This window comes from Komarekiella delphini-convector SJRDD-AB1 (genome assembly GCF_014831675.1).
In the GTDB taxonomy this organism is placed as follows: domain Bacteria; phylum Cyanobacteriota; class Cyanobacteriia; order Cyanobacteriales; family Nostocaceae; genus Komarekiella.
The window spans coordinates 16,542-39,003 of record NZ_VJXY01000033.1; the positions used below are offsets into that span (position 1 = coordinate 16,542).

General features: G+C 40.9%; 20 protein-coding genes and 1 pseudogene. 7 read left to right on the forward strand and 14 right to left on the reverse strand.

Features of this window, described 5'->3' with window-relative positions; genetic code table 11:
• Positions 1 to 9: 9 nt before the first annotated feature.
• Positions 10 to 834 (forward strand): 2-succinyl-6-hydroxy-2,4-cyclohexadiene-1-carboxylate synthase, encoded by an 825-nt coding sequence (gene menH, locus FNW02_RS24585; protein ID WP_191760111.1) that lies wholly within the window; start codon positions 10 to 12, stop codon positions 832 to 834.
• Between the two features lie 7 nt (positions 835 to 841).
• Here the strand turns inward: menH and FNW02_RS24590 are convergent, their stop codons facing one another.
• From FNW02_RS24590 to FNW02_RS24605, 4 genes are all read right to left on the reverse strand, one after another.
• Complete coding sequence (locus FNW02_RS24590; RefSeq protein ID WP_225225879.1) at positions 842 to 1,507, reverse strand: glycoside hydrolase family 24 protein; 666 nt, start codon at positions 1,505 to 1,507, stop codon at positions 842 to 844.
• A gap of 319 nt (positions 1,508 to 1,826) precedes the next feature.
• A complete protein-coding gene (locus FNW02_RS24595) occupies positions 1,827 to 3,470 on the reverse strand; it encodes an acetolactate synthase large subunit (RefSeq protein WP_191760112.1) in 1,644 nt (547 codons plus the stop codon).
• A 224-nt stretch (positions 3,471 to 3,694) separates the two neighbouring features.
• Positions 3,695 to 5,062, reverse strand: a complete 1,368-nt coding sequence (locus tag FNW02_RS24600) for an NAD-dependent succinate-semialdehyde dehydrogenase (protein WP_191760113.1) — start codon at positions 5,060 to 5,062, stop codon at positions 3,695 to 3,697.
• A 616-nt stretch (positions 5,063 to 5,678) separates the two neighbouring features.
• Positions 5,679 to 7,358: an adenylate/guanylate cyclase domain-containing protein gene (locus FNW02_RS24605; protein ID WP_191760114.1), complete on the reverse strand. Its 1,680-nt coding sequence runs from the start codon at positions 7,356 to 7,358 to the stop codon at positions 5,679 to 5,681.
• A 9-nt stretch (positions 7,359 to 7,367) separates the two neighbouring features.
• Here FNW02_RS24605 and FNW02_RS39630 point away from each other — a divergent pair, with 9 nt between their 5' ends.
• Positions 7,368 to 7,496, forward strand: a complete 129-nt coding sequence (locus FNW02_RS39630) for a hypothetical protein (RefSeq protein ID WP_263627819.1) — start codon at positions 7,368 to 7,370, stop codon at positions 7,494 to 7,496.
• Between the two features lie 383 nt (positions 7,497 to 7,879).
• A complete protein-coding gene (locus tag FNW02_RS24610) occupies positions 7,880 to 9,367 on the forward strand; it encodes a VanZ family protein (RefSeq protein ID WP_191760115.1) in 1,488 nt (495 codons plus the stop codon).
• Between the two features lie 26 nt (positions 9,368 to 9,393).
• Here the strand turns inward: FNW02_RS24610 and ylqF are convergent, their stop codons facing one another.
• The 5 genes from ylqF to FNW02_RS24635 all read right to left on the reverse strand — a co-directional run bounded on the left by ylqF (position 9,394) and on the right by FNW02_RS24635 (position 14,158).
• Entirely contained in the window at positions 9,394 to 10,275 is an 882-nt protein-coding gene (gene ylqF, locus FNW02_RS24615; RefSeq protein ID WP_191760116.1) for a ribosome biogenesis GTPase YlqF, read from the reverse strand.
• A 14-nt stretch (positions 10,276 to 10,289) separates the two neighbouring features.
• A complete protein-coding gene (locus tag FNW02_RS24620; RefSeq protein ID WP_191760117.1) occupies positions 10,290 to 10,673 on the reverse strand; it encodes a VOC family protein in 384 nt (127 codons plus the stop codon).
• A gap of 268 nt (positions 10,674 to 10,941) precedes the next feature.
• Positions 10,942 to 11,478 (reverse strand): VOC family protein, encoded by a 537-nt coding sequence (locus tag FNW02_RS24625; RefSeq protein WP_191760118.1) that lies wholly within the window; start codon positions 11,476 to 11,478, stop codon positions 10,942 to 10,944.
• A gap of 42 nt (positions 11,479 to 11,520) precedes the next feature.
• The gene (gene fdhD, locus FNW02_RS24630; protein ID WP_191760119.1) at positions 11,521 to 12,360 is read right to left on the reverse strand and encodes a formate dehydrogenase accessory sulfurtransferase FdhD; all 840 of its coding nucleotides are present in this window, start codon (positions 12,358 to 12,360) and stop codon (positions 11,521 to 11,523) included.
• Between the two features lie 370 nt (positions 12,361 to 12,730).
• Complete coding sequence (locus FNW02_RS24635) at positions 12,731 to 14,158, reverse strand: serine/threonine-protein kinase (RefSeq protein WP_191760120.1); 1,428 nt, start codon at positions 14,156 to 14,158, stop codon at positions 12,731 to 12,733.
• A gap of 475 nt (positions 14,159 to 14,633) precedes the next feature.
• On the opposite strand from FNW02_RS24635, the gene FNW02_RS24640 reads away from it, so the two are divergent.
• The 4 genes and pseudogenes from FNW02_RS24640 to FNW02_RS40200 all read left to right on the forward strand — a co-directional run bounded on the left by FNW02_RS24640 (position 14,634) and on the right by FNW02_RS40200 (position 17,053).
• A complete protein-coding gene (locus tag FNW02_RS24640; RefSeq protein ID WP_191760158.1) occupies positions 14,634 to 15,803 on the forward strand; it encodes a glycosyltransferase in 1,170 nt (389 codons plus the stop codon).
• Positions 15,804 to 16,408: 605 nt separating this feature from the next.
• Positions 16,409 to 16,594 (forward strand): annotated as a pseudogene (locus tag FNW02_RS24645) (type II toxin-antitoxin system HigB family toxin); the annotation flags it as partial.
• 13 nt (positions 16,595 to 16,607) lie between these two features.
• Entirely contained in the window at positions 16,608 to 16,892 is a 285-nt protein-coding gene (locus FNW02_RS24650) for a helix-turn-helix domain-containing protein (protein ID WP_225225880.1), read from the forward strand.
• A 2-nt stretch (positions 16,893 to 16,894) separates the two neighbouring features.
• Positions 16,895 to 17,053 (forward strand): hypothetical protein, encoded by a 159-nt coding sequence (locus FNW02_RS40200; protein ID WP_225225881.1) that lies wholly within the window; start codon positions 16,895 to 16,897, stop codon positions 17,051 to 17,053.
• A 54-nt stretch (positions 17,054 to 17,107) separates the two neighbouring features.
• On the opposite strand, the gene FNW02_RS24655 is transcribed toward FNW02_RS40200, so the two are convergent.
• The 5 genes from FNW02_RS24655 to FNW02_RS24675 form a co-directional block, all read right to left on the reverse strand.
• Positions 17,108 to 18,274 carry a pyridoxal phosphate-dependent aminotransferase gene (locus tag FNW02_RS24655; protein WP_191760121.1) on the reverse strand — a complete coding sequence of 389 codons (1,167 nt, stop codon included), beginning with the start codon at positions 18,272 to 18,274 and terminating at the stop codon, positions 17,108 to 17,110.
• Positions 18,275 to 18,385: 111 nt separating this feature from the next.
• Entirely contained in the window at positions 18,386 to 18,946 is a 561-nt protein-coding gene (locus tag FNW02_RS24660; RefSeq protein WP_191760122.1) for a hypothetical protein, read from the reverse strand.
• A gap of 254 nt (positions 18,947 to 19,200) precedes the next feature.
• On the reverse strand, positions 19,201 to 20,283 hold the full coding sequence (locus tag FNW02_RS24665; protein ID WP_191760123.1) for a class I fructose-bisphosphate aldolase: 1,083 nt from the start codon (positions 20,281 to 20,283) through the stop codon (positions 19,201 to 19,203).
• A gap of 151 nt (positions 20,284 to 20,434) precedes the next feature.
• A complete protein-coding gene (locus FNW02_RS24670) occupies positions 20,435 to 21,742 on the reverse strand; it encodes an ABC transporter substrate-binding protein (RefSeq protein ID WP_191760124.1) in 1,308 nt (435 codons plus the stop codon).
• Between the two features lie 12 nt (positions 21,743 to 21,754).
• Positions 21,755 to 22,180, reverse strand: a complete 426-nt coding sequence (locus tag FNW02_RS24675) for a hypothetical protein (RefSeq protein ID WP_191760125.1) — start codon at positions 22,178 to 22,180, stop codon at positions 21,755 to 21,757.
• Positions 22,181 to 22,462 lie beyond the last annotated feature (282 nt).

Genomic DNA, 22,462 nt, shown 5'->3' on the forward strand with positions numbered 1-22,462 from the left:
GAGCTAACTATGATTTCCGAAAATTATCAATTTCATTATTGTTTAATTGGTAATGCAGACAAATCACTAATTCTTTTTCTGCATGGCTTCATGGGTAATATTGATGAGTTTGATGAAGTCATAAAATTACTATCCAACGAATTTTCTTATCTAATCCTTGACCTTCCAGGACATGGCAAAACTCAAGTTTTGGGTGGGGATAATTCTTATACAATTGAAAATACTGCTTATGCATTAATTCACTTACTAGACAAGTTAAACATTGCAAAATGCTTTTTAGTTGGTTATTCAATGGGTGGGAGATTAAGCTTATACCTGACTCTGCACTTTCCAGAACGTTTTTATAAGGTAGTATTAGAGTCAGCTTCCCCAGGTTTGCCGACAGAAACAGAAAGATTAGAACGAATTAAACGTGATACGCAAATAGGGAAGAAATTAATTAGAAACAATAACAAAATTGATTTTGCAACTTTTTTGGCAAATTGGTACAATCAGCCAATTTTTGGTTCTATAAAAAACCATCCACAATATGAACGCATGATAGAAAGCCGATTGCAAAATAATCCAATGGAATTAGATAAATCACTGCGCTTCATGGGTACTGGATGCCAACCATCTTTGTGGGCAAAGCTTAAAGAAAATACAATCCCCATGCTTTTGCTTGCTGGTGAATATGATGAAAAGTTTATAGATATTAATATAAAAATGACTAAAATATGTAAATTTGCTCAGCTAAAAATAATTGATAATTCTGGGCATAATATTCACTTTGAAAATACCTTGATATTTGTGCAAAATGTGAAAAAATTTTTTACGCAGTCAGTTAAAACTTAGCATAAGTTCACTGCTTTGGCTGCTTCTCTACTTGCTTGCTCGAAGGAGTTGGAGATGGGGTTAACTTCTGTGATGCTGGTTGTTTAGCTGCGTTTAATTCCTCTTGTAACATTTTCTGATAAACCTTCGGCAAAGAGCTACTAATAGAATTAGTTTCAATGCCATATCCTAAACTTGTCCAAGTGGGAGAGAGTCGCCGCAAAACATCATTTAACTTTCCCTGACGCAGTAGTTGAGAAATATCAGTTCCCCAAACTTGCGAATCATTTAACCACCGATAAACTACTCTATCTTGATACTCTGGTTCAAAACTATAAGCAGCCCAAAACATTAATTGCATTGGATTTGGGTGATAACGGGGGGCTATGTGATACCAGGTAGTGTTGATGATTTGATATCTACCAGCAGCGGTAGAACAATTACCCGTATTAGGGCCTGTGACAATTGTGACGCATATTTCAGGATGTCGGCTGAGGTCGTTAATTTGCTGTCCACCATACAACAGCGAATAGGGGCGGCTGCTATTGGCCTCACTTGCTGAGATGGTTCGCATCAAAGCGCGGATATAAGGATCGCCCCCTTTCATAACCAAAGGTGGCTGTTTGACTTCAAAGACGGGATCGGAAGGCGATCGCAGTTCACCATAGATGTACCACTGTAACAAAAACACCAAGCCGAGAAGTGCGGCTATTGGCCCAATCAGTTTTTCAACACCTTTGAATTCAAAACCTTTCAGAATTGACTCCTTCCTATTCGCTCTCTGTAGCTAACAACAACCATTGACGCACTTATTTCGGCAAAGTTCACCGTCTGTGAGTGCTGTAATGCGATCGCCTCAAGTTGTCAAATAGCTAACAGGTATCAATAACTCCTAACTCTAGCCCTATCAAGGTGTAGCATTCAACACTTAATATTCTTTGTGCCTTTATGCCTACCGAAGTGCAGTATCATCACCTTGACAAGGCTAGTCCTAACTCCTAACTCAGTACTGATTAGACTACACAATTCAACTCGCCAGCTTTTTGGGTAAAGCGGCGATTCTCCCGATAGTCCACGGGACAATCTATTACCGCAGGCACATCTTGAGCGAGGGCTTCTTTGAGTATGGGAATCAAATCATCAGCAGATTCAACTCGGTAGCCTTTTAAACCCATGCTTTCGGCTAATTTGACAAAATCGGGATTGCCAAAATGTACAAAAGATGAGTTTCCTTTACCAAATTGATTTTCTTGCTTCCACTCGATTAACCCATAGCCACCATCATTGAAAATTAAGGTAACAAAAGGAGTACCGACACGCAAAGCAGTTTCTAATTCTTGGCAATTCATCATAAAACCGCCATCGCCAGTAGCCGCTACGACTTTGCGGTTAGGGTGAACAAGTTTCGCTGCTAAAGCGCCAGGAATGGCAATACCCATTGCCGCGAAACCATTGGAAATAATGCAAGTATTAGGACTATGACAGTGATAATGACGGGCAATCCACATTTTATGTGCGCCAACATCAGAGATGACGATATCGTCAGGGCCCATTACTTGCCGTAAGTCATAAATTAACTTTTGTGGTTTAATGGGAAACCCCTCATCATAGGCGTGTTCTTCGTAGTCAGCACGAATATCTCCTTTTAAGCTGATTGCAAAAGGATTGGCTTTTCCGTGGCGATCTGCCAATTTTAAGATTTCGTAGAGGGAATCAGAAATATCTCCTACTACTTCTGCATGAGGAATATAACTACTATCAATTTCCGCTGGATTTACCCCAATATGCACAATCGGAATTTCACCATCTGGATTCCATTTTTTTGGAGAAAACTCTATCAAATCATAACCAATAGCAATTACTAAATCTGTGTTATCAAAGCCACAAGTGATGAAATCTCTTTGCTGTAATCCCACTGACCATAAGGCTAAGTGATGAGTATAAGGAATTACGCCTTTGCCCATGAAAGTATTGGCAACAGGAATATTCATGCTAGTGGCAAATTGTGTCACAGCATCGCTGGCTTGAGAGCGAATTGCTCCATTTCCCACTAAAATTAAAGGATTAATTGCCTGGGAAATTGCCGCTGCTGCTGCTCGAATACTAGCAAAAGAAGCATAAGTTTTTTCGCTATTATCCTTATGTAAAGGTTTACCTTCTACGGGCATGGCAGCAATGTTTTCTGGCAAATCGATATGAACTGCACCAGGTTTTTCGCTTTGCGATCGCTTAAAGGCTTTCCGCACAACTTCTGGTGTAATACTCGGTCGCACTATCTGCTTATTCCACTTGGTAACAGGAGCAAACATTGCCACCAAATCCAGATATTGATGAGATTCAATGTGCATTCTATCTGTTCCTACTTGACCAGTAATCGCCACTAAAGGCGCACCATCAAGATTTGCATCTGCTACCCCAGTCATTAAGTTAGTTGCTCCAGGCCCAAGCGTAGAAAGGCACACGCCAGCTTTTCCTGTCAGGCGTCCGTAGACATCCGCCATAAAAGCCGCACCCTGTTCGTGACGGGTAGTAATAAATTGAATGGAAGAATGTTTCAATGCTTCCAAAACATGCAGGTTTTCTTCGCCAGGGAGTCCAAAAACGTATTGCACCCCTTCATTTTCCAAACACTGCACTAAAAGTTCAGCTGTATTCATTTGATTTCCTCACTAGCGATGAACAAAATTGGGAACTGGGGACTGGGGAACTCGGGGCCCCCTCTGGGGATAAGGGGCAATGGGGACTGGGGACTGGGAGTGAGTTTTTCTAATACCAATATTCAACACCCAGTTTTTGATACCTAATCCTTAATACCCAATCTCTAATCCCTAATACCCGGTACCCGATCCCCAATACCCAGTCCCCAGTAACCGATACCTGATCACTTCACCCACACAGTTTTAACGTTGACAAATTCATGTATACCCTGGATACTCAGTTCTCTGCCATACCCAGAACGCTTAGTACCTCCAAAAGGCAATCGCGGATCGGATTTAACCATACCGTTGATAAATACCGCACCTGCTTCAATTTCCTCAACTAAGCGATCGCGTTCTTGCTCATTTGTTGTCCAAGCACTTGCGCCTAAACCAAAGGGTGTAGCATTAGCAAGTTTAATAGCAGCATCGATATTGGGAACCCGGAATAACAATGCTACCGGGCCAAAAAATTCTTCTTTGGCAATTGAACTGTCGTGGGGGATATCTTTGATAATCGTTGGTGGATAAAAGTTCCCCGAACGATCTGATAAAGGATGTCCACCTGTGAGAACTTTACCACCGCTATCAATAGCAGCTTGCACTTGCTGGTCTAAATCTTGGAGAATACCGGGGGTTGCTAATGGGCCTAAATCTGTGTCTAGTTGCATGGGATCGCCAACTTTCAGCGCCTCGAATTTTTCTAAAAGTAATTTTTCAAATTTGTCAGCGATCGCTTCTGCTACAATAAACCGTTTCGCTGCAATACATGATTGCCCATTATTTAACATCCGCGCTGTAGTAGCTGTGACAACTGCTGTCTCTAAATCAGCACTTGCTAACACAATAAATGGATCACTTCCTCCCAATTCCAAGACAGTTTTTTTGATTTGTTTTCCCGCCGCCGCGGCGAGGGATGCGCCTGCTGGTTCACTTCCTGTCAAGGTAGCGGCTTTCACTCGTTCATCAGCCATTAAATCGGCGACTTTGGCAGCACCGATCAACAGAGTTTGAAATGCACCCTTGGGAAAACCTGCTCGTTGGATAATATCTTCAATTGCCAAGGCGCACTGCGGCACATTGGAAGCGTGTTTGAGTAAGCCGACGTTGCCCGCCATTAATGCAGGTGCAGCAAAACGGAAAACTTGCCAAAAAGGGAAATTCCACGGCATCACCGCAAGAATTGCGCCCAATGGTTGGTAGCGGACAAAACTATGGCTGGCATCGGTTTTTACAGCAACATCAGCCAAAAAGCTAGGTGCGTGTTCGGCATAGTAACGGCAAACGGCGGCGCATTTTTCTACTTCTGCGATCGCTGCTTTGAACGGTTTGCCCATTTCTAGAGTCATCACTTTAGCAAATTCTGCTTTCTCTTGCTCTAGGATGTCCGCAGCTTTTTGCAACCAGTGCGATCGCTTAGAAAAACTAGTTTGGCGATACTCCTCAAAAGCCTGATGTGCCAAATCAAGTTTGGCGGCAATTTCTGCATCGTTAAGTGGCTCAAAGGTTTTGAGCGTTTCCCCAGTGGCGGGATTAATGGTGGCGATAGCCATTACCTGACCTCCCGTTAAAAAATAGCTTCGGGTAAACTTCATAGTGTTACACATACTATATGTGTGGAAGCTACCACCTAAATTTTAGTCTGTTAGCCAAGAATTGGTGGCTTAATATTACAATTTTGCAATTAACTTAGAAACAAAATATACGGAATAACCGTGTATTTATCGTTAAACAAATTTAAGTAAAAAGAACCTATATAACATACTATACAAGCAACCTATGATCAGCAAAACACATATTCTAAATTGAACTTTTGCAAACAAAATCATAAGAAAAAGCAGCGATTTCATAAAGTAAAAATTCAACTCTTTTCGACAATTAAAATTATTTCACTCAGCACGGGTTAAACCATAGCTATCCGCTAATACCGTTTCTTTGTGAAGCTGCGCCAATGAGACGCTCCGCGTTGGCGAAGCCTTTCGCAGAGAAGGTATACTTGGCGTACTTGGCGGTTCGTGTTTGATTTATATAGTTGAGCGCATCTTTAGACAGAATTGGTATAACACTACTCAGCACTCAGCACTTTGTCCTCAACTCAGCGAGAACTCTGAGCGGAGGTTTCCTCCGATTCAGAAGTTCGGTAACTCAGCACTTCCTGACTAAGTTTGGTCAATGACTGGCGGGAAAATGTGATGTTCCTGGCATTTCTGTATCTTGATTGATAAATTTCTCTTGGCGCATTCTCGTTTGATAAACCTTCACCAATCGATCAATACCTTTGAAACGATGATCTCCCATTTCTTGGAAATATGAAGGTTGCGAAAGCATTTTATAAGTGGCTTCGCTAATCACGCATTCACCAGGGGGACAGACTGCTTCCATACGAGCAGCAAGATTAATCGTAGCGCCTAATGCTGTATAGTCTACCCTCTGCGAACTACCAACATCTCCCACTACAGCCTTACCACTGTTTATAGCAATACGCAATTGTAGCGGTTCGTGCCAAAAACCATTGGCATTGAGACATGCTAGACGAGTGAGCATTCCCTTAGCCGCAGTAGTTGCGCGATCGGCGTGATCTGGTTGCGGCTCTGGAGCGCCAAAGAATGCCATAATACAATCTCCGATATATTTATCCAAAGTGCCGCCACAGCCGAACACTTCTTGTAGCATCTCTTCAAATAAATTATTTAATAGTTGAGCGATCGCAGTTGGTGTTAACTTTTCAGAAATTGCTGTAAAACCGACTAAATCTGCAAATAAAATACTGATTTCGCTCTCTGCGGGAGCTAATCGACCACCTGGCAAACCGCCTACAGATATTAATTGCTGTACCACAGATGGAGAATGATAGCGTTCTAGTCGGTGACGAATCACCTCTTCAGTTCTGAGTTTCTCTACCAATAGCCAACGTTGCACACTAGAAGCTACAAGGTTTGCCAAAGCCGAAAAAAAGCTGAGTTCTTCCTCGCCTTCATTTGCCCAATGATAAGAAGAAAGATGGGCATCGGCATAAAGAACGCCTACAACTTTATTTTCATCCCATAAAGGTACTGCCATCGCGCTGCGAATACCTTTGACTAAAATACTGTGTTCACTAGAAAACCGTTCATCCTTATGAGTATCAGCCGTTTGAATAACAACTTTTTCCTCAAATACCTTTTGACAAATACTACGACTAATCCAACTGCCATCAGCGGCAAGATGTTTTTGTTGGAAAATATTTCTGGTAGCAGCATTGACTAACTCCAACTGACCGCAACCACCAACATCAATTAATAATGCTAAACGGTCAATACTATCAAGGTAACGAAAAACAACTTGTTGCACCTGAGAGAAAATCTCTTCTATAGACGCTGCAGCACAGAGATTTTTAGCTATATCCACTAAGTCTTTGAGACGGGCAATAGTTTTGTCTTTATTGCTGATGTTGCCATCTTTGCTATCAGCTTCAATCCACTGCTGTTGTAATTGTTCGACATTACGAAAGATTGTTCTTTGCTCATTATTTTCTGTAGCTAGCACATACTCAGGTGTCAACTGTGCCGCAGGAGTGGCGAGTAGCACTGCTAAGCTAACATTGCCCAAGTAGATAACATCGCCATGATGTAACTGTTGGGGACAGCGAACAAGACATTTATTTACTTGCGTCCCGTTTTTGCTACCCAGATCCTCAATCGTCCACACACCGACAGATGTTTTCACAAGCCGTGCATGATTACGGGAAACTCCGACAAAAGGTAAGTATAAGTCACATTCTGGCAACCGACCAATTGTGAATACATCTTGATCGACTGTAACCGTTGTCTCGGTATCTCCTTCTCGTAGGCATAGCGTGAGTTCAGTCATGAGTGTGATATGTCTATCCTGGAAGCTGGGGCGCAAGCAAGTTTAATCTCAGGTATACGCCAAGGGTTAACCCTTCACCTTTTCTTTATGACACTGTTAACGGCATTACGACAACTGTCTGTAGTAAATATTACCTAGGAACTATTTTTAGATATAAAAGAAGAATGAGCGATCGCCACAAAGAACTTGTGCAGCAAAGACAATCCCTGCTGTCTCTAAAAATAGTTAGCACAAATACCAAAACAGCAAAACTCTATCTTAAACTACAGAATTTTTTTGCCAAACTGATCAAAGTCATCATTATTCAATTCAATAAAAAAGGACTTATGTGTTCTTCACAATAGAACTATAAATTCTTCATAATTCATTGCTCATAATTATCTCTGGGTAAATAATATAAAAGCAGCATTTATCTCTTGCACAGTTCAACATTGCATTTATACGTACATTAATGAAAACATTAATGAAAATTAGTAATTATAATCAGCCTATTACCAAGCACAAAAATAACATAAAAAATTATGAATAAACGCACAATTTTCCATCAAGACTCTTCAAGTTTATTGATTTTTATCATCAGCATATTGTTAGTACTATTTGCTACACTTTATCCTTTTAATTTTTCAATCCCAAATAGTTTTTCCCTGGCAAAACTTTTTGCCAGTTTTAACAATACCAGTTATTTTCAAGACCAAGTAAATAATGTTTTGCTGTTTATACCTATAGGCTTCAGTCTTACCAGCCTTTTGCAAAAGCTTAGGATGAAAACATTTGTACAAATTTTCATAGCTACCTTGGTGAGTGCTGGCTTATCACTAACAGTTGAATTTTTGCAAGTATTCCTACCTTCAAGAACACCTACTCCAGCGGATATTATGAATAATACCATTGGGGGGCTGTTAGGTTTTATTTGCTTTTATCTATGGAATCATCAAAGCTTTGCTAACACAGTAGCATATATAGAAAATAGTAAGTCTAGCCGTTCAAACAAACAGATAGCAGCCTGTTTTTTGGGGTATATATTTCTGATATTTATGATTTCGCTATTTTGGCAAAGTACAACAAATCTGAGTAATTGGGATGTCAATTATCCGTTAACAATTGGTAACGAACGCACAGGAGACAGACCTTGGCAAGGATATGTATCTGAAGTTTACATTGCGGATAGAGCCATATCAACAAATGAGGTAGCACAAGGATTAGCTAACTCAAGTTACTTTGATAAACTTGGTACTTCTTTGTTAGCTTCTTACCGATTAAATGGAAAATGTTGCTATAAAGAACAGACAGGACAACTGCCAGAACTATTGTGGCAAGGACAGCCTTCAGATATGCAGAATGGTAAAGGGGCTTTTCTCAGTTCCAGTCATTGGTTACAAACAGCTACTCCTGTTGCCTCTCTCAGCAAAAGAATCAGTCAAACATCTGAATTTACGCTCAGTACTACAGTTTCTACTGCTAACACAGAGCAGTTAGGCCCTGCCCGTATTGTCTCAGTTTCCGGTAATTCTCTGCGTCGTAATTTGACATTAGCGCAGCAGGGAAACAACTTAGATTTTCGACTACGAACGCCAATTACTGGAGAAAATGGGTCAGAGTTAAAACTGAATATACCTAATGTTTTTGTAGATACTAACCCTCATCGCATAGTCATTACTTATGTCAGAGCGACTATTCAAGTTTATGTAGATAATTTCCAGAATTATTACTCTTTCAACTTACTAGATTTAATTCCCAAAAAGCAGAAAGTTTTTTACTATGCACTAACTTTTATACCTCTAGGAGTAGGCTTAGCCATAATAATTTTACTAGCAAAAGCAAAGTTGATGTTTTCTAAGCTATTGGTTTATGGTGGGATATTAATACCTTCTCTGATGCTGGAAGGTATTTTAATAAGTGAAAGTGGCAAACACCTCAGCCTGAAAAATCTGTTACTAGGAATATTATTTACATCTGGAACTATGCTGATTGTAAGGGTGCGGGCAGCTCAATTAAAAATGAGAAATTAACAATTTTTTATTTTCTACCCGCTGTTTTAATTCGGCGGTAATTCTAAAGGAAGTGTACCCAATAATCCTTTACGAAAATCTGTTAAAAGTTGCCTTGCAGCTCGTTCTACATCACCTTTATAACGATGCTCTGCTAAGGCGTGTAAATAAACATCTCCAGTGTCGGATATAGAATCGAGTTCGTAACGCGACTGTAATGGCTTCTTTGGTAATAAATCAGGCGCTACAGCTTCGAGATAGTTCAGCAAATCTACTAATGCTGCTGCTACTAGCTGATTATCGTAAGAGGCTTCACCGATATCATCACATATCGCTAATTTTAAGGCTGCTTCTTGGTCTTCCATCCTTGCAGGAATGACACCAGGAGCATCTAGCAGTTCCAAATGCTCGGAAATTCGCACCCAACGCAGTTGACGAGTTACCCCAGGACGGGCTGCACTTTCCACTACCCGTTTTCCCAACAGACGATTAATTAAAGCTGATTTACCAACATTGGGAAAACCAATTACCACAGCACGGACTGGACGCGGTAACATCCCGCGATCGCGTCTTCTTTGATTAAGTGCCACCCCAGCGGCTTGCGCTGCCTGCATTATTTCTGCTATACCTTTACCATGTTGAGCGTTGGTAAAATAGGGGACTTCTCCTTGACGCTTGAACCAATCTATCCATAGCGATCGCACTTGTGGAGTAATCATGTCTACGCGGTTGATTACCAATACCCGCGCCTTACTCCCCACCCACTCACTTATTTGCGGATGGTGTGTCGCCAAAGGAATCCGGGCGTCTCGTACCTCTAAAACCACATCTACCCGCTTCAGCTGTTCTTTGAGATTTTTTTCAGCTTTAGCAATGTGACCTGGATACCATTGAATCAGATTTAATTTATAGTTTTGAGTTATAGCCATTTGTTAATTACGAATTACGAATTATCATCTAAGGTTTGATGTAAAATCAAACGATTACCATCGGGATCATAAGCATAAATTTCTCTGCCATGAGAAGCAATAGAAATATTTCCCGGTGGGGGATAGCCCAAAGCAGTTAGGTGAGCGATCGCATCTTCCAAGTTACTCACCTCTAAACATAAACTTATCTTACTTTTGGCAATACTTCCAAATTCAGATTCGTGTATTTTTTTAGGTTTAAAAATACCTAATCGCAAACTAGCTAGATGAAACTCAGCATAAACATTTGGAATTAAAGTTGCTGGTTTTTGTTCTAACAGCTTGGTATAAAAACTCACCAAATCCTCAAAATTAATCGCTGCTATAGTGGCGATCGCATCAGTATATTGGAAACCCATACTTACCAAATATTGCCCTTATAAAACATTGTTTTTCCAAATATCCCGCCACAATAGCATGATAGTTCTTTCTAGGCGTTACACAAAGGATAAAATTGAGGCACTGAGATTTAAAACTCCTTATCCTCTCCGCGCCTCTTTCTTGGAAAGTTCTGTTCGCCGGAAGCCGGCGCACCCTGCGGGATCTTGCTACAGACTTTCCGCTGCGTGTTAGCGTAGCGGGGCGTAGCCCAATAAATCATACGACAAATACAACACCTCTTTTTAACTACTTAACTGTAGCTGATTGATGTTGCAGATCCCGCACAGGATCACCCAAAGAGCGCACATTTGCAGCAAACTCTAACAAAATACCATCAGGATCAAAGAAATAAATTGAGGAAATAAATGTATTTTCGTCAAGTTCTGGAGTATAACCAGAGGGGACATCTGCATGGTGTAAAACAGGCGTCGTTTGTACACCTTTGGCTATCAGTTTTTCTCTGTACTCCTCAATTTTTTCCAGTGGAACATTAAATGCCAAATGATTTAATGAACCATGTGCGGTAGTTACATTACCAGTCTGAAAGGCATCAAGTCCCACAGACGCAATACCAGGTGCAGCTTGCGGTGCTGAGGGGAACCAGAAAAAAGCCAAAGCATCCCCATTACCAATGTCAAAAAAGAAATGCTGTCCACCATCTGGTAAAGCAATGGTTTTGATCAACTTCAAGCCTAATGTATTGGTGTAAAAGTCCACAGTCCGTGCCATGTCTTTACATACCAAAGCAATGTGGTTGATTCCTTTAATTTGAAAATCTGTCATATTAATTACCTGTTTCTCAGATCTACTTTTACCTATGTTTCTTTAAGCAGCATTTATCCTATCCCAACCAGTGTAGACATTAAACCGTTCTCCGCGCAGAAATCCAATTAAGGTAATTCCGAATTCTTGAGCCACAGACACCGCCAAACTGCTGGGAGCAGAAACCGAACAGACAATCGGAACTCCAGCAGTTGTAGACTTTTGCAAAATCTCAAAACTAGAGCGTCCACTAACCATAACAATATGATTATTTAGAGGCAATTCATCGCTGAGCAAAGCTGTACCGATCAATTTATCCAAAGCATTGTGACGCCCAACATCCTCCCGCAGATTTAACAGCTGTCCTTGAGCATCGAAGGTAGCCGCAGCGTGCAAACCCCCTGTAGCAGTGAAGATACCTTGAGCAGCGCGAAGTTGATTCGGTAAGCTGTAAATAATTTCCGGCGTCACCTTTAAACCTTGAGGTATCACTGAACAACCCCGCATACGCAAAGCCTCAAGACTAGCTTTACCGCAAACTCCGCAAGCACTGGAGGTGTAAAAGTGACGCTCCAAAGGCTGTAAATCTGGAATTAATCCATCTCTGAGTTCCACATTCACGATGTTGTAGCGCTGCTGACCATCAAATGAGTCATTCACACAGTAGCTCATGCGTTGGATATCTTTCTTGCAGTTAATCACGCCTTCACTGTAGAGAAAACCAGCAGCTAGTTCAAAATCTGCCCCTGGTGTTCGCATGGTAACAGCTACCGTTTTGCGAAGAGGGAGAAGGCGAATTTCTAGGGGTTCTTCGGTAGTGAGATGGTCTAGACGAGGCCGTGCATGACCTTTTTCTACCACCCAGACAGTGGCTTTGGTTTTGCTTCCAGTTTGGGTATTCATTTATTGTCTCATGAAAGTGATGGAAGAGTGGTAAGGAAGAAATCTTATCTTTAGTCTTTGATATTCGTGGACGAGTCTTTAATATTAGTGAGCAAATCTTTGATATTAGTGAGTGAATCTTTAATATTCGTGGACGAGTCTTTGATATTAGTGAGTGAATCTTTAATATTTGTGGACGAGTCTTTGATATTCGTGAGTGAATCTTTAATATTTGTGGACGAGTCTTTGATATTCGTGAGTGAATCTTTGATATTCGTGAGCGAGCCTTTGATACTCGTGAGCAAGTCGTTGCCCCTTCCATTTTGGATTTTAGATTGTTCAATCCAAAATCTAAAATCTAAAATTCCCCTACCCCCTACTTCTTGAATAATTAATTAATTTCAAATGATTTAATCATTGTTTCTGCTGTTTGCACAAACTTATCATAATCATCTATTGCTGCTGTATAAGTAATGACGTATGCTTGATCGCCTTTTAAAGTCCAAACTTGCAGATTTTTTAAACTATTCTCTCCGCTTTTTCCAGTAAAAACTAATTTATTAGCTCTTTTATTTGCCAGAGTGGTTTCACTAGTATCCAAAATATTAGCCCCTGACAAACTATTCTTAATTTCCTGTATAAATAAATCTCTAGATTCGTCTAAGGTGGTAGAAAGTGGTTCTGTACTAATAGTTATTTTTTCTTGAAATTTATCAGTGTCATTTTGTTTTGGTGATAAGAATGTAACTAATTCTCCAGTAACAGGGTTTGCTACATCTTGTCTTGCCCAACTCTCAGGATAGTTTATCTTTATTCCATAACTAGAATTTTCATAGGTTAAAAACTTGAAAGCTGGGGTTATTAATTGGGATAAAAATACAATAGCCGTAGCAACTGCTGCGATTATTCCTAGTGCAAGCAAAAGTTTTCTCGGTGGTGCAAATGGCAAAGATTGTTGTTCAATTGTCGTAACTGGTATTTGTTCCAGCTTATTTAAAACTTGCAATACCGCCTCTGCTGTAGAGTAACGTTGACGAAAGTCATAACGCACCATTTTGTCAATAATTTCTGCTAGCTCCGGGCTAACTTGTGCTTGGTTTCGCCAATCAATTTCTCCTGTATCGGAGTTTCTGGGTAATCTTTGCCCACCATCAATAGCAGGATTGATTCCAGTCAAGGCTTGGATAGCAATAATTCCCACTGCATAGATATCGCTACTCAAGTTTGGGACTTGATTGGCTTGTTCACTTGGCATATAACCGTGAGTTCCAATCACAACGGTGACACTTGCTTTGCCTTGAGAATTAGCTATTTGGGTACTGATTTGTTTGACTGCTCCAAAGTCAATTAACACTATTTTGTTATCTGATTTTCTTCGCCGAATATTGGCAGGTTTGAGATCGCGGTGAATTACATTGTGTCGATGAACAACTGCAAGAACTTCCAAAATGTCTTTTAAAAGTTGAATTACCTCAGCTTCAGTTAGGAAGTTGCCTATAGGAGGTATTTCTTGACTGAGGTCGTGACCTACAATAAATTCTTGAACTAAATAAAATTCTTGATTGTCTTCAAAGTGAGCTAATAGTTGGGGAATTTGATCGCACTTTCCCAATATTTCTAGGGTGGCTGCTTCTAGGTCAAATAAACGTTTAGCTTGCTCTAATGTGTATGGATCGGTAGAGAGTGGTTTAAAATGCTTAACAACACAATGCGGATTTCCTGGTCGTTGCATGTCTTGAGCTAAGAAAGTCTTGCCAAATCCCCCTTGTCCTAGTTGAGTGAGAATTTGGTAACGTCCACCCACGGTTTGACCCTGCATTACATTTACCCTTTCCGCTAGAATTACTCACTCACTGATTCTTAATCTTGATTTTTGCACATAATTAAAGTACTAAGTAGAAGCAAAAATACTGGTATAAACGAGTTGTAAACTTGAATTATTTAAACTCATCCCACCCCTAAAAGGTGATGGGATTTAATGTTGACAGTTGACTGTTGACTGTTAACCGTCAACGGCGTTGGGGCGTCTTTCATCACCTACCGAGAAGGAATGGGTTTTCCCGACGCATTTTTATAAAGGAGGTGATGATTAGCTTATGATATCAAATTGGAAAGTATGTATATTTTGTAAAACCAGACAACGTAGTCAAAACCGCCTGTATTTAGCATTTATCTGTGTATATTAATAACGAATTACGTTAGCGTTGGCGTAGCCTCTCGTAGAGAAGCGCTAGCGAATCATCAAGCGTCATTACGAATTACGAATTACGCATTATATGAGTCTCAGTCTGTGCATGATTGTCAAAAATGAAGCAGCAACACTGTCTAAATGTCTGAGCAGTGTCAGAAAAGTAGTAGATGAAATGGTAATTGTAGATACAGGCTCAATTGATCGCACTCCCTATATTGCCAAACAATTTGGTGCAAAAGTCCATCACTTTCAATGGTGCAATGACTTTAGTGCTGCTCGGAATGCAGCGCTAAAATACGTCACAGGAGACTGGATTTTGGTATTGGATGCTGATGAGGTTCTGACATCAGGAATTGTACCGCAGTTGAAAGAGGCGATCGCCAGAGATGAATATTTGCTAATCAACCTCGTCCGCCAAGAAGTTGGTGCAGAACAATCTCCCTATTCCCTGGTTTCCCGACTATTTCGCAATCACCCAGATATTCGCTTTGAACGTCCGTACCATGCTTTGATAGATGACAGTGTGTCATTAATGTTAATGAAAGACCCCAATTGGCAGGTAGGTTATTTACCAGGGGTAGCAATTTTACACACAGGATATCAAAAAAACGCGATCGCCCAAAACAACAAATACGCTAAAGCCGCTGCGGCGATGGAAGCGTTTCTGGCTACTCATCCTGATGACCCATATGTTTGCAGTAAGTTGGGGGCGCTGTATGTAGAAACTGGGAAAATTAGCCAAGGTATGGAATTGCTGAAACGAGGAGTTGCGACTAGTGATGAAAACTACGATATCTTATACGAACTCCACTATCATTTAGGCATTGCTCACAGTCGTTTACGAGATTTCCCACAGGCTATTTCTCACTATCAAGCCGCGATTAAGTTGCCAATTTATCCCATGCTCAAACTAGGAGCATATAACAATTTGGGTAACTTACTCAAAGCAGCGGGAGATTTAAACGGTGCAAAAAATGCTTACGCCACAACTTTGAAAATTGACCCGACTTTTGTTGTTGGTCATTACAACATGGGGATGATATTCAAAGCAATGGGTTTGCTAACTGATGCGATCGCCTCTTACCAAGCAGCAATCAACTTAAACCCCTATTATGCTGAAGCGTATCAAAATTTAGGGGTAGTGTTGCTCAAAGCCGGCAATCATCAAGATAGTTTAACAGTCTTTAAAAAAGCGATCGCCCTCCACGAAAGATACAACCCCGAAGAAGCGAAAAGGCTACGTCAGGGGTTACAGGAGATGGGGTTGGTTTAGGAGAAGAGAAGCCGGGTAGGCGGAGGGGGAACAAGGATTGTACAGGAATGCTGAATCTATTCTCCACTAAAGTTAGAATAATGCACCCTTGTATAATCCTTATGCTGCAAGCCTTAAAAGCGTAATTGTCATACCCTCAGTGCTGTAATCGTTGTAATTATAATCTCATGATGCGAATCATTGCCCGCAGCACATTACGAAAGTTTTGGGAAGTATATCCCGATGCTGAACAGCCACAGAACTTACGCACTCAGATCCCCCAACCCCCTTAAAAAGGGGGCTTTATAAATTCCTCCCTTTTGAAGGGGAGCCAGCGCGGTCTTGGGGGTTTCCCCCATGAGCGACTGGCGTGGGCTAGGGGGGATCTAGGTTTCAGCCTTCAGTGCGTAAGTCCTAAGCCATTAAAGGCTTGGTTTGATGAAGCATCTCGTACAGACTAGTAGTCTGCCAAGGAAACTTTGCATGGTGATAGGCTGAGGAAGCTGGAGAGGCTGGAGGAGAAAAAGCATTATTGAAAAAGAATTATTTCTCCCCCTGCTCCCCCTGCTGCACCTCTCCCCCTGCTTTGCCTACACGGCAAAATTGGGTTGGTGAACTACTAGGATAGTCCGGCAAATATCAAAAGTACCTATCGCAATGCCAGTATTCTTGTTAATAACTGTGTTGTTTTTAATATCAAAGGTAACGATTATCGCTTAATTGTTCATGTTCGTTATGATATTGGAATTATTTTTATTCGTTTTCTTGGAACGCATAAAGAATACGATAACGTAGATGCAACAAGTATTTGAGGCAGTAATATCTATGCTTGAAACCCGTGCGATCCGCACTGAAGCTGATTATCGTGCTGCGCTTGATGAAATTGAAAGATTATTTGATGCGGAACTAAATACACCAGAGTTTGACCGCTTGGAAGTTTTAACTACGCTTGTGGAAGCATACGAGCAAAGGCATTACCCAATCGAAGCACCAGATCCTATTGAAGCAGTCTTATATTATCTCGAATCCCGTGGGTTGTCTGTAGATGAATTAGAGCCTGTTATTGGCAGTAAGAAATTGCCGACATTTTGCATCGCAAGCAGGCGCTAACCTTGGAGATGATTCGGGGTTTGCATCAACAATTGGGGATTCCGGCACAGATTTTGATTCAACCATACCCTTATGATGCAAAATTCAGCTTGATGGTGCTGGAATTAAATAATATCAGAACTCGGAACTTCAGTTTGGAAAATGAACTCCACCAGTTCTGAGTGGAAAAGGTAGAGTTCGAGAGTTGGTAAATTCTCCTCACAAGTGACAACTAACTAAATACGCGACTTGACAAATTTCTCTAACCTATCCATCCCTTTTTCAATTGTTGCCATATCTGTGGCGTAGGAAAGGCGAATATTGTAATCAGTACCAAAAGCGATTCCGGGAATGACTGCAACTTGGTGTTCTTCTAGTAAAGCGTCACAAAATTCCAAGGATTTTAGACCTGTTTTGCTGATGTCGGGAAATAGATAAAAAGCGCCGTCTGGTTTTGTAGTACTTAATCCAGGAATAGCGTTGAGTCTATCTAACATTACCTGTCGGCGTTTAGCGAAAGCTTGGCGCATTTCTTCTACACAGTCTTGTGAACCTTCCAAAGCAGCGATCGCCCCATATTGGGCAAAGGTACACACGTTAGATGTACTATGTCCTTGGATGGTACTCGCGGCTTTAATAATCTCGACTGGCCCGGCTAAATAGCCGAGACGCCATCCTGTCATTGAGTAAGCTTTGGCAAACCCATTACTAATCAAGGTGCGCTCAAAGATTTCCTTACCAAGGGAACCGATGCTGATATGTTCTGCACCGTCGTAGAGAATCTTTTCGTAAATCTCGTCAGAGACGACTAAGATATCTGCATCAATTACTACTTGCGCCAGTGCTTTGATTTCATCTGGCGTGTAAACCATCCCTGTGGGATTAGATGGGGAGTTGAGGACAAATAGCTTTGTTTTAGGCGTGATTGACTGGCGGAGTTGTTCGGGGGTAATTTTATAACCAGTTGTTGCATCTGTAGTCACAATTACTGGTATTCCACCCACTAAAGTCACCATTTCGGGATAACTAAGCCAGTAGGGTGCAGGGATGATTACTTCATCACCTGGATCAATTAGCGCCACCATCAAGTTGTAGAGAGAATGCTTACCGCCGTTGGTGACAATAACATTCTCTGATTTGTAATCAAGACCATTATCAGTTTTCAGCTTACGGGCGATCGCATCCCTTAGCTTTGGTTCTCCTGCGGCGGGGCCATACTTGGTTTTGCCTTCATCCAAAGCTTTCGCTGCTGCGGCTTTGATATGCGCTGGGGTATCAAAATCTGGTTCTCCAGCGCTAAAACTGCAAACATCTATGCCGTCTGCCTTCAGTGCCTTAGCCTTGGCTGCGATCGCTAAGGTCAAAGAAGGTGTTACCTTACTTACTCTTGCTGCCAGCTTCATTCTTACTTTTTTTTGGCAAATCTTTCACTGATCTTAGGATATCCCAGAATCTCTACCGAGATTTGCCTTTTTAGAACTCTTTAGCTGGTTTAGTGAACTCCAATAAATCAATTATGGAATTCCTTGCTGAGCGTCATCTCGCAAAACTCTAGGAGTCACTTCTGGCGATCGCTTGCCATTGTCGATATAATTCTCGTCATTTCTTAGTACATTTGCTTTTTTCTGACGCTCTTTGCTCGCATAATAAGGCTTAAAAGGCTCAGCTTGTGCTATTCTACGTTCTTTACTTGCATAATAAGGCTTAAAAGGCTCAGTTTGTATTATTCTGCGTTCTTCAGTTTTTTCCCGACTTCTACTTCTTAATTCTTGAGGAATGCTTTGTGTTGTTCGCTTTCCCTTCTCGATATAATCATCGTCCGTTTGTGCTAGATTTGCTTTTTTCTGATGATTATTGGTGGCATAATAAGGCTTAGAATGCTCGGTTTGTGTTACCTTGCGTTCTTTAGTAAAATAATAAGGCTTACTTACTTCTACCTTGTGTGCTTTTTCTGAATAATAACCATCTGCTTGAACTGAAGCCGCAGGTAAACTAATTAGCCAGACTAAACCAGCTAGCAATACTATTCCTATTTTGCCGCGGACTAAATTAAATATTCTCTGGATTTCCAACATTGGGAAAACTCTCCCTTAGTTCTTTAACAAATGACTGAATGTTAAAAAATTTTCATTAGGCTAACGTCTTCCCCTAGGCTGGTTACTTATATATAAAAAGTAAGGTGGGCATTACTCAATTAGTAGAGATGTTGCATTGCAACGTCTCCACAAAAGCAATGCAACGTCTCTCGATTTTTTCTAAATTGTTAAAGAAAGGGAAAGGAAAAAATATCCTTTTAACCTTTAACCCGTCTTCCTTTGCTACCAATCGCCTAAGCTATGGTTACATCGGGTGATAAGTAAACATCTTGAATGGCGTGAAACAGTTTCACCCCTTCTTCAAATGGACGCTGGAAAGTCTTGCGCCCGGAAATCAAGCCTGTACCACCAGCTCGCTTGTTAATCACAGCGGTGCGAACTGCTTCGGCGAAGTCATTTTTACCAGTCGCTCCACCAGAATTAATCAGTCCCGCACGTCCAGAGTAGCAATTTAGCACCTGGTAACGAGTCAAATCAATTGGGTGATCGGTTGTCAATTCTGTGTAAACCCGCTCGTCGGTTTTGCCGTAACTTTTTCCAGTGGCTTTGGCGACTGCACCGTAACCATTATTGCATTCGGGTAACTTTTGTTTGATGATATCAGCTTCAATTGTCACACCCAAATGATTCGCTTGTCCGGTGAGGTCAGCGGCAATGTGATAATCTTTGTCTTGTTTAAAAGCGTTGTTACGCAGATAGCACCAGAGAATAGTTACTAAACCAAGTTCATGGGCGCGTTTAAAAGCTTTGCTGACTTCTTGAATTTGTCTGGTAGATTGGTCTGAACCAAAGTAAATTGTCGCACCCACCGCTGCTGCACCCAAATTCCAAGCTTGTTCGACATCGGCAAACAATACTTGGTCAAATTGATTGGGGAAAGTCAACAGTTCGTTGTGATTTATTTTGACGATAAAGGGGATTTTGTGGGCATATTTGCGCGAAACGCTACCCAAGACTCCCAAAGTGGTGGCCACAGCATTACACTCTGCTGCGATCGCTAGTTTGATAATATTTTCTGGATCAAAGTAAATCGGATTGGGTGCAAAAGATGCACCTGCTGAGTGTTCGATGCCTTGGTCTACCGGTAAAATAGACAGATAGCCAGTATTAGCTAGACGACCAGTAGAGTAAAGTTGCTGGAGATTACGCAATACTTGAGGATTGCGATCGCTATTCAACCAGACTCGCTCCACAAAGTCTGGCCCCGGCAAATGTAATAAATCTTGAGAAACTTTTGCCTTATAGGTGAGTAAGTCTTGTGCTTCTTTACCTAGCAATGACTCGATAGAATTAGGCGCAGATAGCGTTGTAGTCATAGCGCTTTCCTCAAAACTTGAGCAAGTGACCTTGACTTTACGGTAGCATTTTGATGGCGATAGCAGTCTTAGCTGATTTTCTGATTCAAGTGCGATCGCCTCATCGAAAGGCTTGTAAGAAGTTGAGAATCTTTTTGTTCACTATCAAAAGTTAGATTTTATTTAACTCAGACCATTGTTTGATCCGAACTTTAAATTTTGACCATTCCTGATAAACCTCTCCAAATAATTTATCTTTTCTTGCATACAAATTTAACAACTTATCTGTTTCTTTTTTAGCTGCTTGCAGAATTTCTTTATTAAAAGGTCTTGGTTGAATACCTATTGACTTGAGATGTTGTAGCTTTTCACTATTCTTTTGATCATATTCAGCTAATATTTTTATATGAGTTTCAAGACAAACAGCTTTAAATATTTCTTGATATTTTTTCGGTAACTCTTTCCAGGCATCTGTATTGACCTGGATATCATACGTTGTACCGGGTTCCCACCAACCTGGATAATAATAGTATTTTAAGACATTGTGCAATCCCAAATGAAAATCATCGTGTGGGCCAATCCACTCAGCAGCATTTAGTGTTCCATCTCTGACTTGATCGGCAATTTTATCAATTGGGATTTGCAAACCTAACTGTTTATCAGATATGACACCAAATCTTTGTAACACCTCTGCACCTAATCCAGGAATACGCATGGTTATGGCATTGAAATCTTCTATTGAGTTGATTTCTTTGTTAAACCATCCTCCCATTTGTGCCCCTATAGCTCCTGCTGGAAAAGGAATCACGTTTAAGCCCAATCTTGGATAGATTTTTTGCATAAAAGTCAATTCATCGTCAGGCTTATCTTTGTAATAAAGCCAAGCATTTTGCTCTTGAGGATTTAAGCCAAAAGGGATGGCACAACCAAAAAAGAGAACTCTGAATCTTTCACTGTTGTAATAGACCCCACTGTAGCCACATTCTATCTTTCCATCGCTAATATCTTTGAGTATTTCTTCTGTATCTCCAGTGCTAACTAGGTCAATAGTAAAGTTACCATCTGTCATAACCTTGATGCGATCGCGGATCATTCCTGGAGCTTTCCAAAGTATCAAGTTCTTGGTATCTTCACCCAAACGGCTAACCATTTTCCAAGTAATACGTGGGTGATTTTTACTAGCAAACCAACCAGCAGTTAGTCCCACCGATGTACCGATAGCTGTGGGGATAAAAGCTCTGCGAGACATCCGCAACGATGGTAATCTATCTTGAATTGGTGCTTTTATATGAGAATTTAAGCCAAGGTGAACGTTGACAACGTTGCCATTTGAACTGCTATGTGTTTGATTCTGATTATTATCATTGCCAATAGCAGCCTGCATTCCACCATCTACCGTTGAATCTTCGGCGTTCTGCTGGATAGTAGGCTCAGATTTTGGTGGTGAATTGTTGGAGTCAGGCGATGGTAATTGGCTCACAGGGTAACTCTGCTAAAGTCCAAAGAAAGATTTTGCAACATTTAACCAACCCAGCAGTTGCCCTAAAATAGGTTGGACTTTTTCTACAAGTCCTTGGCCTGCATTTAAAGTTTTACTTGCATCTTCCAGAGTTTCTGTCATCCGTTTCAGGTTCCCCGCAGCCAATTGCTTGTCAGGCTCTTTCTGCTGAACCTCATCAACTGCGGCTCCTAATCGATTGCTGGCTTTTTGCTTAATATCTTCAGGTAAAGTAGACCCTTGAAGAATCTGCTGAATTTCGCCTAGCAATCTGAGTACATCTTCTTGGGAAAGTGTTTTTTGTGCAGGTACAGTCTGAGCTTGCATATTCTGCTGATTATTATTGCCGATAGCTGCCTGCATTCCGCCAGACATTTGACCTGTATTGGATTGTGAAATACCACCGGGATTACTGGTCATTTTAAATTTTCCTAGTGTCAATAATTGATGCAAACAACTTCATGAATTTACTTTGTGTATGCGTAATCATACTTACAATAAGCGAACTACGGTTTAACTGCCGATAATACTGAGATTTTCTCTAGGCTAACCTTTTATAGGATACCATACGCTAATATTATGAGTATATATTCGGATATAAACCTTACAGGTATTAGGTTTAATTGTGACTAGCGATCGCAGTCGCTATTTATCTAAATTCTATGTCTAATAAATACACCAAAATAAACTTAACTTAATGGG